This is a genomic window from Microbacterium petrolearium (genome assembly GCF_054782875.1).
On sequence record NZ_BAAGRQ010000004.1, the window covers coordinates 41,604 to 57,511 of the forward strand.

The 15,908-nt window shown below is 72.5% G+C and carries 12 protein-coding genes; 4 read left to right on the top strand and 8 right to left on the bottom strand.

The window, feature by feature from the left end:
- Positions 1-295: 295 nt before the first annotated feature.
- Positions 296-1,549: an isochorismate synthase gene (locus ACYVJ0_RS04525; protein WP_460816287.1), complete on the bottom strand. Its 1,254-nt coding sequence runs from the start codon at positions 1,547-1,549 to the stop codon at positions 296-298.
- 88 nt (positions 1,550-1,637) lie between these two features.
- Between ACYVJ0_RS04525 and ubiE the strand changes: the two genes are divergently transcribed.
- From ubiE to ACYVJ0_RS04540, 3 genes are all read left to right on the top strand, one after another.
- Positions 1,638-2,363, top strand: coding sequence for a bifunctional demethylmenaquinone methyltransferase/2-methoxy-6-polyprenyl-1,4-benzoquinol methylase UbiE (gene ubiE, locus ACYVJ0_RS04530; protein ID WP_460816288.1), 726 nt, complete (start codon positions 1,638-1,640; stop codon positions 2,361-2,363).
- Between the two features lie 22 nt (positions 2,364-2,385).
- A complete protein-coding gene (locus ACYVJ0_RS04535) occupies positions 2,386-3,438 on the top strand; it encodes a polyprenyl synthetase family protein (protein ID WP_460816290.1) in 1,053 nt (350 codons plus the stop codon).
- A 79-nt stretch (positions 3,439-3,517) separates the two neighbouring features.
- Entirely contained in the window at positions 3,518-4,891 is a 1,374-nt protein-coding gene (locus ACYVJ0_RS04540) for an FAD-dependent oxidoreductase (protein WP_460816292.1), read from the top strand.
- Positions 4,892-5,166: 275 nt separating this feature from the next.
- On the opposite strand, the gene ACYVJ0_RS04545 is transcribed toward ACYVJ0_RS04540, so the two are convergent.
- From ACYVJ0_RS04545 to ACYVJ0_RS04570, 6 genes are all read right to left on the bottom strand, one after another.
- On the bottom strand, positions 5,167-6,405 hold the full coding sequence (locus tag ACYVJ0_RS04545) for an alpha-hydroxy acid oxidase (protein WP_449854085.1): 1,239 nt from the start codon (positions 6,403-6,405) through the stop codon (positions 5,167-5,169).
- An 11-nt stretch (positions 6,406-6,416) separates the two neighbouring features.
- The gene (locus ACYVJ0_RS04550) at positions 6,417-7,844 is read right to left on the bottom strand and encodes a rhamnulokinase (protein ID WP_460816294.1); all 1,428 of its coding nucleotides are present in this window, start codon (positions 7,842-7,844) and stop codon (positions 6,417-6,419) included.
- 136 nt (positions 7,845-7,980) lie between these two features.
- Positions 7,981-10,017: a bifunctional aldolase/short-chain dehydrogenase gene (locus tag ACYVJ0_RS04555; protein WP_460816296.1), complete on the bottom strand. Its 2,037-nt coding sequence runs from the start codon at positions 10,015-10,017 to the stop codon at positions 7,981-7,983.
- Between the two features lie 73 nt (positions 10,018-10,090).
- Positions 10,091-11,401, bottom strand: coding sequence for an MFS transporter (locus tag ACYVJ0_RS04560; RefSeq protein ID WP_460816298.1), 1,311 nt, complete (start codon positions 11,399-11,401; stop codon positions 10,091-10,093).
- Between the two features lie 26 nt (positions 11,402-11,427).
- Positions 11,428-12,591, bottom strand: coding sequence for an L-rhamnose isomerase (rhaI, locus tag ACYVJ0_RS04565; RefSeq protein ID WP_449854097.1), 1,164 nt, complete (start codon positions 12,589-12,591; stop codon positions 11,428-11,430).
- 40 nt (positions 12,592-12,631) lie between these two features.
- Entirely contained in the window at positions 12,632-13,006 is a 375-nt protein-coding gene (locus tag ACYVJ0_RS04570; protein ID WP_460816300.1) for an L-rhamnose mutarotase, read from the bottom strand.
- 128 nt (positions 13,007-13,134) lie between these two features.
- Here ACYVJ0_RS04570 and ACYVJ0_RS04575 point away from each other — a divergent pair, with 128 nt between their 5' ends.
- A complete protein-coding gene (locus tag ACYVJ0_RS04575) occupies positions 13,135-14,127 on the top strand; it encodes a LacI family DNA-binding transcriptional regulator (protein ID WP_460816302.1) in 993 nt (330 codons plus the stop codon).
- A gap of 227 nt (positions 14,128-14,354) precedes the next feature.
- Here the strand turns inward: ACYVJ0_RS04575 and ACYVJ0_RS04580 are convergent, their stop codons facing one another.
- Positions 14,355-15,854, bottom strand: coding sequence for a DEAD/DEAH box helicase (locus ACYVJ0_RS04580; RefSeq protein ID WP_460816303.1), 1,500 nt, complete (start codon positions 15,852-15,854; stop codon positions 14,355-14,357).
- Positions 15,855-15,908: the final 54 nt, after the last annotated feature.

Genomic DNA, 15,908 nt, shown 5'->3' on the forward strand with positions numbered 1-15,908 from the left:
GTCGCTTCATCTCCGCGGCTTCGCCGCTCCGTTCAGCAGCCGGTGAGGTGCAACCGATCGGTTGAACCGACGAGCAACCGAAGGGTGCAACCGATCGGCTCAACCGGTGAGCAAGCCAAAGCGCAACCGATCACTGTGCGAGCGAAGCGAGCGTGCGGGCGCTCATGCGCCCGCCCCGCGGCGCGAAACGCCGCCTCGTCGGCGCGGGAGCGCCGACGCGAGCACGCGAGCGGCACCGCGAAGCGGTGCCCGAGCGCGCGCAGATCAAAAAGAAGACAGCGCAGACCCTAAATAGTCAAGCCAGCGCATCCACGATCGGGCGGAACTTCACCCGCGTCTCGAGCAGCTCGGCCTCCGGCACGCTGCCCTCGACGATCCCGCCGCCCGCGTGCGCCGTGACGGCGCGGGTGGCGCCCTCGACGGGGCCGAACTGGGCGCAGCGCAGCGCGATGGCCCATTCGCCGTCGCCGTCCCCGTCGATCCAGCCCGCGGGGCCGGCGTAGCGGCCGCGGTCGAACGGCTCGAGGCGACGGATCGCGGCGACGGCCGCGTCGGTCGGGGTGCCGGCCACGGCGGCGGTCGGGTGCAGGGCGCGCACCATGTCGAGCGCGGTCGATCCGTTCGAGAGGGTGCCCTCGACGTCGGTCGCGAGGTGCCACAGGTTGGGCAGGCGCAGCATGAACGGCTGCTCGGCGGCGGCCAGGGCCGAGGTGTGCGGCCGCAGCGAGCGCAGCACGCTCTGCACGGCGTAGTCGTGCTCGGCGTTGTCCTTGTCGCTCGAGGCGAGCTCGGCGGTGATGGCCGCGTCCTCGTCGGCGTCGGCGCCGCGCGGCCGCGTGCCGGCCAGCACGCGGGCGGTCACCGTGCCGCGGCGGACCGTCACGAGCGTCTCGGGGCTGGCCCCGATGATCCCGTCGATGGCGAAGGCCCACGTGTCGGGGTACCCGGAGGCGAGGGCGCGCACGAGGCGGCGCAGGTCGGCGCCGGCCGGCACGGTGCCCGAGATGTCACGCGCGACGACCACCTTGCTGAGCTCGCCCGCGCGGATGGCGTCGAGCGCGGCCCGCACGGCGGCGCCGTGTGCCTCGGGATCCATCGCGCCGGGGCCGAGGGTCGCCGACCACTGCCCGCCGTACTCGCGCGGTTCCGCATCCGGCGCGGATCCGCCGAGTCGGTCGATCCGCGTCATCCACGCGCGACCGTCGCGGCGCCCGATCACCGTGGAGGGCACGACGAGCGTGCTCGGCGCCGCCGAGGCCTCGTCGAAGGCGAACGCGCCGAAGCCGACCAGGCCGGTGCCGGGAAGGCGCACCTCGTCGTCGACGTCGGTGGCCTGCGCGATCGCGCGCCACACGTCGGCGAGGGCGTCGAGTCGGCCGTCCTCTCCCACGTCGAGCCGCAGCACCTCGGGGCCGGCGCCGATGAGGCCGTCGCCGCGCCGCAGCCACGCGATCGGATCGGACGCCGACGCGTAGCGGAGCGGATCGTCGACGGGATCGATCTCGCGGGTCGTGGCGACGAGTCGCGGCAGCGAGATCGGATCGGACACCCCACAAGCGTACGCCGCGGCGGCTCCCACGCTCCGCGGGCGGCGCTCGGACGGGCTCCCCAGGAAGCACCCGCCTAGACTCGATCGGGTGAGCACCGAGCCCAATCGCGCCGATCTCGGCAAGGACCCGACGCGCGTCAGCCGGATGTTCGACCAGGTCGCCGCGAGGTACGACCTCACGAACATCGCGATGACCTTCGGGCTCGACGGGCTGTGGCGCGAGGCGACCACCCGCGCGGTCGACCCGCAGCCGGGGGAGCGGATCCTCGATCTCGCCGCCGGCACGTGCCGCTCGTCGGCCTCGCTGGCCCGCCGCGGCGCGCACGTGGTCGCCGCCGACTTCTCGCCCGGCATGCTCGCCGAGGGGCGGCGGCGCTTCGGCGACGTGCGCAACCTCGAGTTCGTGCAGGCCGATGCCACCGCGCTGCCCTTCGACGACGACTCCTTCGACGCCGTCACGATGTCGTACGGGCTGCGCAACGTGAACCAGCCGCGGCAGGCGCTCGCCGAGCTGCTGCGCGTGACCAAGCCGGGCGGGCGCCTCGTCATCAACGAGTTCTCCACGCCGCCGAACCCCGTCTTCCGCGCGCTGTACCGCTTCTACGACGACCGCGTGCTGCCGCGCGTGGCCCGGCTGTTCGGCTCGAACGGCGAGGCGTACGACTACCTGAACGAGTCGATCCGCGCGTGGCCCGACCAGCAGACGCTGGCGGGATGGATCCGCGAGGACGGCTGGACCGACGTGGCCTACCGGAATCTCACCTTCGGGATCGTGGCCCTGCACCGGGCGCGCAAGCCCGCTCCGACCGCCTGATCGCGGCTTGTAGGCTGGCAGGGTGACCCAGAGCCCCAGCGCGGCGGAGCGTTCGCGGATGGCGAGTCGCTTCGGACTGAGCGACCGCATCTTCGCGACCCCGGGCGCTCGCCGGCTGGTCGGCCGGATCGAGGAGGGGCTCGAGCGGGTCGAGACCGAGCTGTCGGAGGAGCTGCACTCCACCGACGCGCTCGTCGACGCCACGTCGCGCTACCTCTACGAGGCCGGCGGCAAGCGCGTGCGCCCGATGCTCGCGCTCCTGGCGGCGCAGCTCGGGGAGGGCGCGACGACCGAGGTCATCACGGCGGCCAAGGCACTCGAGCTCACGCACCTCGGATCGCTCTATCACGACGACGTCATGGACGGCGCGGACCGCCGCCGCGGCGTCGCGAGCGCGCACGAGGTGTGGGGCAACAGCATCGCGATCCTCACCGGCGACCTGCTCTTCTCGCGCGCGAGCGTGATGATGGCGCAGCTGGGCAAGCGCGCCATGGAGCTGCAGGCGCAGACCTTCGAGCGCCTCGTGCTGGGCCAGATGCACGAGACGATCGGCGCGCAGCCGGGCGACGAGCCCGTGGCCTTCTACATCCAGGTGCTCGCCGACAAGACCGGATCGCTCATCGCCGCGGCCGCGCAGGCGGGCGCCCTGTTCTCGGGGGCCGATGCGAGCTACCACGAGCCGCTGCGCCAGTTCGGCGAGAAGGTGGGCGTCTCGTTCCAGCTCATGGACGACGTCATCGACCTCTCGGCCGACCCCGCCGAGACCGGCAAGGTGCCTGGCACCGACCTGAGGGCGGGCGTGCCGACCATGCCGTACCTGCTGCTGGACGAGCTGGACGCCGCGCTGAAGGCCCGCATCGACGCGGGCGTGGAGCGGATCGCGGCGGGCGCCGACCCATCGGTGCTCGACGACGAGATCGCCGAGCTGCGCGACCACGAGGCCACGGCGCGCACGCGCGAGCTGGCCGAGTCGTGGACGCGCGAGGCGATCGCGCAGCTCGACGTGCTGCCGCGCGGCGGGGTGCGCGAGGCCCTCACCCGCTTCGCCGAATCGCTCGTCGACCGCAGCAGCTGACGTCGGGCGCGGCGTCCGCTCAGGAGCGGCGCGCGAGACTGGATGGCGCGCCCCACCGGACGTGCAAGGAGAGGAAACCATGACCAAGCTGAGGCTGGCCATCGTCGGCGCCGGACCCGCCGGCATCTACGCCGCGGACATCCTGCTCAAGACCGAGCGGAAGTTCGACGTCTCGATCGACCTCTTCGAGCACCTGCCGGCGCCCTACGGGCTCGTGCGCTACGGCGTCGCGCCGGACCATCCGCGCATCAAGGGCGTCATCAATGCCCTGCGGGAGGTGCTCGATCGCGGCGACATCCGCATCTTCGGCAACGTGCGCTTCGGCGAGGACATCGTGCTCGACGACCTGCAGCGGCACTACCACGCGGTGATCTTCGCCACGGGCGCCGTGCGCGACGCCGACCTCGACATCCCGGGCATCGACGCCGAGGGATCCTTCGGCGCCGCCGACTTCGTGAGCTGGTTCGACGGGCACCCCGACGTCCCCCGCACCTGGCCCCTCACGGCCGCGAGCGTCGGCGTGATCGGCAACGGCAACGTCGCGCTCGACATCAGCCGCATGCTGGCCAAGCACGCCGAGGACCTGCTGCCCACCGAGGTGCCGCAGAATGTCTACGAGATCCTCGAGGCCTCGCCCGTCACCGACGTGCACGTGTTCGGCCGCCGCGGGCCCGCGCAGGTGAAGTTCACGCCGCTCGAGCTGCGCGAGCTCGGCGAGCTGCGCGACGTCGACATGGTCGTGTACGACGAGGACTTCGACTACGACGACGCCTCGCGCGCCGCGATCGAGTCGAACAAGCAGGTCAAGGTCATCGACCGCGTGCTGCAGTCGTGGCGCCAGCGGCCCTCGGCCAACAACGCCGGCGGCACGGCGTCGCGGCGCCTGCACCTGCACTTCTGGGCGCGCCCCGTCGAGGTCAGGACCGACGCCGAGGGCCGCGTGGCCGCGCTCGTGTACGAGCGCACCCGCCCCGACGGCCAGGGCGGCGTGGAGGGCACCGGCGAGCTGCGCGAGGTGCCCATGGGGCAGCTCTACCGCGCCGTCGGCTACTTCGGATCGCCGCTGCCGGGCGTGCCGTTCGACGAGCGCCACGGCGTGATCCCGAACCACGAGGGCCAGGTGCTCGCGGCCGACTCGAACGAGCGCGTGCCCGGCATGTACGCCACGGGATGGATCAAGCGCGGCCCCGTCGGCCTCATCGGGCACACGAAGTCCGACGCCATGGAGACCATCCAGCACCTCGTCAACGACCAGGGCTCGTGGTGGCAGCCGGAGGACCCCTCGGAGGACGCGATCCCGGCCCTGCTGGCGGAGCGCGGCGTGCAGTGGACCGACCTCGAGGGCTGGCACCGCCTCGACGAGCACGAGATCGCGCTGGGCGAGCCGCACGGTCGCGCCCGCATCAAGGTCGTGCCCCGCGAGGACATGGTCCGCATCTCCCGCGGGGAGTAGCTTTTCTTTTTTGGATCTGCGCCGCTCGGGCACCCGCTGCACGGGCGCCGCTCGCGTGCCCTCGCCGGCGCTCGCGCGCCGGCGAGGCGGCGCTTCGCGCCGCGGGGCGGCCACATCGGCGGCCGCACGCTCGCTTCGCTCGCACAGTGATCGGCTGCGCGGTGGCTTGGTCGGACCCGTCGTTTGGCCCGACCGGTTGCACCGCATCGGTTGCTGAACGGAGCGCCGAAGGCGCGGAGATGAAGCGACCACCGCAACGGGGCGGCCGCCTTCGGTCAGGGCTTGGGGATGGGCTGCAGGCGCGACAGCTGCGTGACGTGGCGCGGCTCGAGCTCGGCCAGCGTCGAGACACCCAGCAGCGCCATCGTCCGGACGATCTCGCTGCGCAGGATGTCGATCGCGCGATCCACGCCCGCGCGCCCGCCGGCCATGAGGCCGTAGAGGTAGGCGCGGCCGATGAGCGTGAACTTCGCGCCGAGGGCGATCGAGGCGACAATGTCGGCGCCGTTCATGATGCCGGTGTCGATCATCACGGTGGTGTCGCGGCCGACCTCCTTGACCACGTGCGGCAGGAGGTGGAATGGCACGGGGGCGCGGTCGAGCTGGCGGCCGCCGTGGTTGGAGAGGATGATGCCGTCCACGCCCAGGTCGACGAGGCGCTTGGCGTCGGCGACGTTCTGCACGCCCTTGATGACGATCTTCCCCGGCCAGATGCCGCGGATGACGTCGAGATCCTCATAGCTGATCGTCGGATCCATCGCCGCGTTCAGCAGCTCGCCCACGGTGCCGCCCGTCGACGACAGCGAGGCGAACTCCAGCTTGGGTGTCGTGAGGAAGTCGAACCACCACCACGGGCGGGGGATCGCGTTCACGATCGTGCCGAGCGTGAGCTGCGGCGGGATCGAGAAGCCGTTGCGCTTGTCGCGCAGGCGGGCGCCGGCGACCGGGGTGTCGACCGTGAACTGCAGCGTGTCGAAGCCGGCCTCGGCCGCGCGGCGCGCGAGGCCGTACGAGATCTCGCGGTCGCGCATGACGTACAGCTGGAACCAGTTGCGGCCGTGCGGGTTGGCGGCCTTCACGCCCTCGATCGAGGTGGTGCCGAGCGTCGAGAGGGTGAAGGGGATGCCCGCGGCCGCGGCGGCGCCCGCCCCGGCCGTCTCGCCCTCGGTCTGCATCAGGCGCGTGAAGCCCGTGGGCGCGATGCCGAAGGGCAGGGCCGACGGGCCGCCCAGGATCTCGGTGCTCGTGTCGACGTTCTCGGCCGGCCGCAGGATGTCGGGGTGGAACTCGATGTCCTCGAACGCCTGCCGCGCGCGGGCCAGCGACAGCTCGCCCTCGGCGGCGCCGTCGGTGTAGTCGAACGCCGCGGCGGGCGTGCGCCGCTTGGCGATCGCGCGCAGGTCGCCGATCGTGAGGGCGGCGTCGAGGCGGCGCGTGCGCGCGCTGAGCGTGGGCCGCTTGAACTTCATGAGCTCGAACACGTCGGCCGGGCGGGGGAACTGGCGGGTGACCATGGGCACTGCCTTCAGGGACGGGCGCGCGGCGCGTGGCGGCGCGGCTGGTGGGAGCGGGAGACGGTCTCGCGCAGGCTCTCGAGCGAGCCGGAGACGAGGCCCGCGGCGCGGGCCTGCACGAGGAGGTTACCAAGGGCCGTGGCCTCGACGGGGCCGGCGAGCACCTCGAGGCCGGAGCGGTCGGCGGTGCGCTGGCAGAGCAGCTCGTTGAGCGCGCCGCCGCCGACGATGTGGATCGTCTCGACGGCGACGCCCGACAGCTCGGAGGCCTTGCGCACGGCGTCGGCGAAGGCCTGCGCGAGGCTCTCGACGATCGAGCGTGCGAAGGCGGGCCGGTCCTGCGGCACGCGCAGGCCGCGCTCGCCGAGCCACTGCGCGATCCGCGCCGGCATGTCGCCGGGTGGCAGGAAGACCGGGTCGTTCGCGTCGAACACCGGCACCTCGGCGTCGACCTCGGCCGCCGCGCGCAGCAGGGCGGGCAGATCGACGGCGGCGCCGTCCTCGGCCTCCCACGCGCGCACCGACTCGCTCAGCAGCCACAGGCCCATCACGTTGTGCAGGAAGCGGACGCGGCCGTCCACGCCGCCCTCGTTCGTGAAGTTCGCCTCGCGCGCCGCGTCGGTGAGCACGGGCTGCTCGGTCTCCACACCCACGAGGCCCCACGTGCCGCACGAGATGTAGGCGGCGCGGTCGGCGCGCATCGGCACCGCGACGACGGCCGAGGCGGTGTCGTGCGATCCGACGGCGACGACGGGCGCGTCGCCGCCCACCTCCGCCGCCACGTGCGGCAGGAGCGAGCCGATGCGCGCGCCCGGATCGACGAGCTCCGGCAGGATCGCGGTCGGCACGCCGATCCGCTCCGCCAGCTCCGCATCCCACGCGCGCGTGCGCACGTCGAGCAGGCCGGTGGTCGAGGCGTTCGTGCGCTCGGCCGTCTTCTCGCCCGTCAGCAGCCACGCGAACAGGTCGGGCACGAGGAGCAGGCCGTCGGCGAGCCCGAGCAGGCCCGCCTCGCGCTCGCACGCCAGCTGGTACAGCGTGTTGAACGGCAGGAACTGCAGGCCGTTGCGGCGGTAGAGCTCCTCGAACGGCACGGCGGCGTGCACGAGCTCCACGCCGCGGGCCGTGCGCTCGTCGCGGTAGTGGAACGGCGTGCCGAGCATGCGGTCGCCCCGCATGAGCGCGTAGTCCACGGCCCACGAGTCCACGCCGATCGAGCGGATCTGCGGCTCGGCCACGAACGCCGCGCCCAGTCCGTCGAGCGCGCCGCGGTACAGCGCGATGAGGTCCCAGTGCAGCCCGCTGGGGGTGCGCACGGGCGCGTTCGGGAACCGCCCAACGGTCTCCATGGCGATGGATCCGCCGTCGAAGCGCCCCACGATCACGCGCCCGCTCGTCGCCCCGAGGTCGACCGCCGCGACGGCACCCGACCCGCTCACGACGGTTCCCCGGCTGCACAACGAAGGAGATCCGTGGTCGCCGTGGCGTCCGGGCGGCGGGAAACCGCGGACGATCCGGTGCGGCGCGCCCCGTCCTCCTTCGTTGTGCAGACGCGCAGGGGAACGATCACGCCGCTCATCGCAGGAACGCCTGGGCCACGCCCGAGTCGACCGGGATGTGCAGGCCGGTCGTGCGGCTGAGCTCGGGGCCCGTGAGCACGTACACGGCGTCGGCGACGTTCTCGGGCACGACCTCGCGCTTGAGGATGGTGCGGTTGGCGTAGAACTGGCCGAGCTCCTCCTCCTTGACCCCGTACGTCGCGGCGCGGTTGGCGCCCCAGCCCGAGGCGAAGATGCCCGAGCCGCGCACGACGCCGTCGGGGTTGATGCCGTTCACGCGCACGCCGTGCTCGCCGAGCTCGACCGCCAGCAGGCGCACCTGGTGCGCCTGGTCGGCCTTCGTCGCCGAGTACGCGATGTTGTTCGGGCCCGCGAAGACCGAGTTCTTGGACGAGATGTAGACGATGTCGCCGCCCATGCCCTGCTCGATGAGCGGCTTCGCGGTGGCCTTCGAGACGAGGAACGATCCCTTCGCCATGACGTCGTGCTGCAGGTCCCAGTCCTTCTCGGTGGTCTCCAACAGCGGCTTCGACAGCGACAGGCCCGCGTTGTTCACGACGAGGTCGATGCCGCCGAACGCGAGCAGCGTCGCGTCGATCGCGGCCTGCACGCCGTCGGCGTCGGCGACGTTCGCCGCCACGCCGATCGTGACGTCCGTCGATCCGAGCTCGGCCGCGACGGCCTGCGCCTTCTCGAGGTCGAGGTCGGCGACGACCACGCACGCGCCCTCCTTCGCCAGGCGCGTGGCGATGGCCTTGCCGATGCCCGAGGCCGCGCCGGTGACGAACGCGATCCGGCCCTGGTGCGTCTTGGGCTTCGGCATGCGCTGCAGCTTGGCCTCCTCGAGCGCCCAGTACTCGATCCGGAACTTCTCGGCGTCCGAGATGGGGGCGTACGTCGACAGCGCCTCGGCGCCGCGCATCACGTTGATCGCGTTGACGTAGAACTCGCCCGCGACGCGCGCCGTCTGCTTGTTCGCGCCGTAGCTGAACATGCCCACGCCGGGCACGAGCACGATGAGCGGATCGGCACCCCGCATCGCGGGGCTGTCGGCGGTCGCGTGCGCCTCGTAGTACGCGGTGTAGTCGGCGCGGTACTGCGCGTGCAGCTCCTTCAGGCGCGCGATCGACTCCTCGACGGAGGCCGAGGCCGGCAGGTCGAGCAGCATCGGCTTGACCTTGGTGCGCAGGAAGTGGTCGGGGCAGCTCGTGCCCAGCTCCGCCAGCGCGGGGGCCTTCTCGGAGGCGAGGAAGTCGAGGACGACGTCGGCGTCGGTGAAGTGCCCGACCATCGGCTTGTCGTGGCTCGCCAGGCCACGGATCGTCGCCGCGAGGGCGGCGGCCTTCGCGCGGCGCTCGTCCTCCGGCAGCGCCTCGAAGCCGGGGCGGACCGATCCGAACGGCTCGGCCTTGCCGTGCGCGTCGATGTACGCCTGCGCGGTCTCGATGATCCAGAGCGAGTTGCGCTCGCTCTCCTCGCTCGTCTCGCCCCACGCGGTGATGCCGTGACCGCCCAGGATCGTGCCGATCGCCTGCGGGTTCTGCTTCTTGATCTCGGCGATGTCGAGGCCGAGCTGGAAGCCGGGGCGGCGCCACGGCACCCACACGACCTTGTCGCCGAAGATCTTCCGCGTCAGCTCCTCGCCGTCGGCCGCCGTCGCGATCGCGATGCCGCTGTCGGGGTGGAGGTGGTCGACGTGCGCGGCGTCGACGAGGCCGTGCATGGCGGTGTCGATCGAGGGGGCGGCGCCGCCCTTGCCGTGCAGGCAGTAGTCGAAGGCTGCGACCATCTCGTCCTCGCGCTCGATGCCGGGGTAGACGTCGACGAGCGCGCGCATGCGGTCCAGGCGCAGCGTCGCGAGCCCCGCCTCGGTGAGCGTGCCGAGGTCGCCGCCGGATCCCTTCACCCACAGCAGCTCGACGGGCTCGCCGGTGACGGGGTCGATGTCGGTGCCCTTCGCCGACGTGTTGCCGCCGGCGTAGTTGGTGTTCCTCGGGTCGGAGCCGAGGCGGTTGCTGCGGTCGATCAGGTCCTGGACGGCGGGAGTGGTCATGTCCTTCTTCTTTCGGGTCGGCGGTGTGCGCGTCCCGCGATCCGGAGCGTGCGGATCGCGGGACGCGCCGGCATCACAGGTTGGCGGGGACCTCGATCGTCAGGGGCACGCGGTCACCGTAGCGCTCGCGCTCGATCTGCTCGAGCGTCTTGCCCTCGGTCTTGGGCGCCCAGATCGTGCCGATCAGGAGGGCGGCCGCCAGCAGGCCGAGGATGATCAGGCCGAGGTTCCCGAGGCCGATCGTGTTGAGCAGCACCGGGAAGACGAGGCTCAGCAGGCCGACCATGACGCGGGCGAGCATGAACAGCACGCCCTGCGCGCTCGCCCGGTAGCGGGTGGCGAACAGCTCGGCGGTCCACAGGCCGTAGAAGGCCTGCGCCCCGATGCCGGCCGAGACGCCCCACGCGACGGCGAAGAACACGAGCGAGACCATGCCGGGGGGAGCGTAGATGAGCACGATCCAGCCGACGATGCCCAGCAGCGCGCCGCCGAAGTACAGCCAGCGGCGGCTCACCCGGTCGCCGTAGCGCATGAAGCCGGCCCACGTGGCGAGCGCGGTGAGCGACCACACGAGCACCTGCAGCAGGTTCTGCTGGATCTCGTCGTGCAGGCCCGCCGCCTCGTAGACGCGCGGCTGGAAGATGCCGGCCTGGCCGGCGACCGTGTTCCAGAGGCCGTACACGCCGAGCAGGAACAGCAGGGCGCCCCAGTTCTTGGGGTTGCGCAGCAGGTCGACGATGCCCGAGAAGAACCCGCCGCGCGTGCCGGCGGCGGTGGCGGCCTCGCGCTCGTCCTTCCAGCGGCGCGACTCGGGCAGACCGCGCCGCACCCACCACGTGATGGCGGCGATCACGAACAGGTGCACGAAGATCAGGCGCGAGCCCATCAGGCCCAGCGGGTGCACGAGCACGGCCAGCAGGAAGCCGACGGCGGGCCCGATCGACCACGCCAGCTGGGCCGTGCCGACGTGCGCCGCGCGGTGCTCGTCCGGCGCCTCCTCGGCGATGTAGGTCCACGACGCGGGCACGCCCGCGCCCACGGCGATGCCCATGAGGATCACGCCGCCGAGCAGCATGGGAAGGCCCGCCGAGAACGCGACGAGCAGGGCGCCGATCATGAACACGATCAGGTCGTACGTGTAGATGAACTTGCGGCCGAGGCGGTCGCACAGGGGCCCGCCGATGGCCGCGCCGATCGCGGCGCCGAAGGCGTTGGCCGAGAGGGCGGCGACCATGCCGACGACGCCGTCGTCGAAGCCGAACGCCTCCTGCCACAGGCCGAGGCTCGTCGCGAGGGCGATGATCGCCCCCGCCTCGATGTAGTTGGACGTGGCGACCGCGATCGTCGCCTTCCACGCCGTGAGCGTGCGCTTCTGAGTGGTCATCAGGGTGCGTCTTTCCGTTCCGTGCGTCACGCGCCCCAGCCGGCCTGCTGGCCGCCGACGCGCTCGTTCTCGATCCGCTGCTGGTAGCCCGACTCGATCTGGGCCTGCATGGGGTCGGCGGGCAGGCCGCGCGACGCGCGCCACTCGGCCAGCGCCGGGCGCACGTCCGTGTAGAACGCGTCCATGAACACCGCGTTGGCGGCGAGCGGGTCGCCGGCCACCTGCGCGGCGCGCAGCGCCGCCTGGTCGACGAGCAGCGCGCGCGCCGTCATCTCCTGCACGTTCAGCACGGAGCGGATCTGGCCGAGGATCTTGTTCTCGACGTTGTGGCACTGGTCGAGCATGAAGGCCACGTCGGGGTTGTTCAGGCCGCCGCCGCGGATCACCTCGAAGACGATCCGGAACAGCTGGAACGGGTCGGCGGCGCCCACGATGAGGTCGTCGTCGGCGTAGAAGCGGCTGTTGAAGTCGAACGAGCCGAGCTTGCCGAGCCGCAGCAGCTGCATCACGATGAACTCGATGTTCGTGCCGGGGGCGTGGTGGCCCGTGTCGAGGCAGACCATCGCCTTCTCGCCGAGCGCCGACACCTGGGCGTAGGACGTGCCCCAGTCGGGCACGTCGGTGTGGTAGAACGCCGGCTCGAAGAACTTGTACTCGAGCACGAGGCGCTGGTCGTCGCCGAGGCGGTCGTAGATCTCCCGCAGCGACTCGTGCAGGCGATCCTGGCGGCCCCGCATGTCGGCCTGGCCGGGATAGTTCGACCCCTCGGCGAGCCAGATCTTGAGGTCGCGCGAGCCGGTCTCGTGCATCACGTCGATGCACGCGAGGTGGTGGTCGATCGCCTTGCGGCGCACCGCGGCGTCCTCGTGGGTGAGGGCGCCGAACTTGTAGTCGTCGTCCTGGAAGGTGTTGGAGTTGATCGTGCCGAGCGCCACGCCCTCGTCCTCGGCGTGCTTGCGGAGGTCGCCGAAGTCGCACATGTCCCACGGGATGTGCAGGGCCACGCTGGGCGCGAGGCCGGTGAGGCGGTGCACCTGCGCGGCGTCGGAGATCTTCTCGAACGGATCGCGCGGCGTGCCGGGGGTGGCGAACACCTTGAAGCGGGTGCCGGAGTTGCCGAACGCCCACGAGGGCAGCTCGATGGCCTGCTGCTCGAGGGCGGAGAGGATGTCGGGGCTGAGCGTGGTCACGGTGGGCCTTTCTCGCGCGGGCGTCGTCGCCCTGGGTGGATCAGGATCGGGTCTGGGAGAGCTGCGTCTCGAGGTGGAACACCTCGGGATGCGTGGGTGCGCCCTGGTCGGCGCGCGCGTCGAGCTCGACGAAGAAGGGGTGCATCGACTCCTCCCAGCGCGCGGCCACCTCGCTCTGGGCGAGGTACGCGCGGGAGGCCTCGTCGTCGTCCGTCTCGTAGACGCCCACGAGCAGGCCGCCGCCGAGGTGGAAGATCGAGTAGTCGCGGCGCCCGGACGCGGCGATCTCGGCGAGCATCTCGGGCCACACGGGGGAGTGGCGGGCGATGTACTCGTCCACGAGCTCGGGGCGCACGCGCAGCGTGAAGCAGATTCGCTGCGGCTGGCGCGGGGCGGAGTCAGACGTGCTCATCATCGAGTCTTCCTGTCGTTCGGTGCGCCGTCGTCGCGTCACCTTCCGGGGTCCGACGCGCGATCCGCGCGCCGGATGAATCGTTTCATTATGAAACGATACATGCTCCGGGGGCAAACGAAGGGGACGGTATGGTGGTCAGCATCCGCGATGTGGCGGAGCGCGCGGGCGTCTCGGTCGGCACGGTCTCGAACGTCCTGAACCGCCCCGGCGCCGTGGCCGAGGACACGGTGCGGCGCGTGCGCGGCGCGATCGACGAGCTCGGCTATGTGCGCAACGACGCGGCGCGCCAGCTGCGCGCGGGGCGCAGCACCACCGTCGGTCTCATCGTGCTCGACGCCCGCAACCCGTTCTTCATGGACGTCGCGCGCGGCGCGGAGGACGAGGCGGCCGCCCGCGGGCTGTCGGTGATCGTGGGCAACAGCGGCGAGCAGGCCGATCGCGAGGCGGCGTACCTGAGCCTGTTCGAGGAGCAGCGCGTGCGGGGCGTGCTCGTCTCGCCGATCGGGGGCGAGCTGGAACGGCTCGCCCGGCTGCGCGACAAGGGCACGCCCGTCGTGCTCGTGGACCGCGGCGCGCCCGGGAGCGGCTTCTCGTTCGTCGCGGTCGACGACGAGCGCGGCGGCTACCTGGCCGCGAGGCACCTGCTGGATCGCGGGAGGCGCCGGATCGCGTACGTGGGCGGTCCCGAGGATCTGCGGCAGGTGGCGGATCGTCTCGCGGGCGCGCGGCGCGCGGTGGCGGAGGTGCCGGGCGCCTCTCTCGAGGCGGTCTTCCGATCGGCCCTCACGGTGCTCGAGGGGCGGGCGGCGGGAGACGCCCTGGCGGCGCGCGGCGCGGATCGCCCGGACGCCGTCTTCGCCGCCAACGACCTGCTCGCGATCGGTGTGATGCAGGCGCTCGTGATGACGCGCGACATCCGCGTGCCCGACGACGTCGCCCTCATCGGCTTCGACGACATCGACTTCGCGCAGTCCGCCGTCGTGCCGCTGTCGTCGGTGCGGCAGCCGAGCCACCTCATCGGCGCGACGGCCCTGGGCCTGCTCGCCGACGCGGCCGACGGCGCCGCCCCGCGCGAGATCCAGTTCGAGCCGGAGCTGGTCATCCGCGCCTCCACCGGGTGAGCGTGAACCCCATCGGTTGCTGAACGGAGCGGCGGAGCCGCGGAGATGAAGCGACCACCGCAAGCGGTCATTGTGCGAGCGCGAAGCGCGAGCGTGCGGCCGCGGGTGCGGCCGCCCCGCAGCGCGCAGCGCTGCCTCGCTGTCGCGGGACGCGAGAGCGCGAGCACGCGAGTGGCGCCCGCGCAGCGGGTGCCCGAGCGGCGCAGAATCAGTAAAAGAGAGCCGGGTCAGCCCTGGGCGCGGCGCGGGGTGCGGGGCGCGGACGAGCCCGACGACGTGCTGTACACCGACGGTGCCCCCGAGCGGCCGCCCGAGGCGCCCTGGCCCGAGCGGCGCTGGCCCTGGGCCGCTCCGCCCGATCCCTGACCGGATCCGCCGCGGCGGCGGCGCTGGCCCGAGCCCTCGCGCGGGGTCTGCGCGGCGACGTCGCCCGAGCGGGCGGCGCGCTTGCGGCGCGCGTTGGCGCCCTGCGACTGCCCGCCGCCCGTGGCGCCGGGAGCCGGAGCGTTGCCTGCGCCGGGCAGGCCGGGGCCGGGAGCGACGCGCGGGGCGACCTCGCCGATGAGGGCGACGACCGCCGGGTGCGACGGGGTGACGGCCTGCGGCTGCACCGAGATGGCGGCGCGGCGCAGCAGGTCCTTCGTGTCGCGTCGCTGCGAGGGCAGCATGATCGTCACGACATCGCCCGACGAGCCGGCGCGGGCCGTGCGGCCGCTGCGGTGCAGGTACGCCTTGTGCTCGGCGGGCGGATCGACGTGCACGACCAGCTCGATGCCGTCGACGTGCACGCCGCGCGCGGCGACGTCCGTGGCGACGAGCACGCGCACCGCGCCCGACGAGAAGTCGGCGAGGTTGCGGTCGCGGGCGTTCTGCGACAGGTTGCCGTGCAGGTCGACGGCCGGGATCCCCTTCGCCGTGAGCTGGCGGGCCAGCTTCTTGGCCTGGTGCTTGGTGCGGGTGAACAGCAGGCGGCGCGCGGTGCCCGACGCGAGCGCGAACACGAGGTCGTTCTTGGCCTCGGCGTCGACCTCGAAGACGTGGTGCGTCATGGCGGCGACGGGCGACTCGGCGGAGTCGATCGAGTGGTGCACGGGGTCGCTCAGGAAGCGCTTGACGAGCTTGTCGATGCCGTTGTCGAGCGTGGCCGAGAAGAACATGCGCTGACCCCCGGCGGGCGTCTGCGACAGCAGGCGCGTCACGCCGGGCAGGAAGCCGAGGTCGGCCATGTGGTCGGCCTCGTCGAGCACGGTCACGGCCACGCGGTCGAGGCGCACGATCTTCTGCGAGATGAGGTCCTCGAGGCGGCCGGGGCATGCCACGACGATGTCGACGCCGCCGCGCAGGGCGGTCTCCTGCGGGCGCTGCGAGACGCCGCCGAAGATCGTGGTGGTCTTCAGGCCCTGGGCCTGGGCGAGGGGCTCGACGACCTTGGCGATCTGCGTCGCCAGCTCGCGCGTCGGGGCGAGCACGAGGGCCGTGGGCGAGCCGGCACGGCGCTCGGCGCCGAGGGCGGCGAGGCGGGCGACGAGCGGGATCGCGAAGGCGAGGGTCTTGCCCGAGCCCGTCTTGCCGCGGCCGAGCACGTCACGGCCCGCGAGGGTGGAGGGCAGGGTCGCCTGCTGGATGGGGAAGGGGGTGGGTCGCCCCTCGGCGACGAGCACGTCGACGAGGCGGGCGGGGACGCCGAGATCGGCGAACGAGGGGGTCTGCGTGGTCGCAGAGGTCATGGATTCTCTTTCGGATGATCCGCGCGGCGCGGCGCGGCGCGATCCGAGAACGGA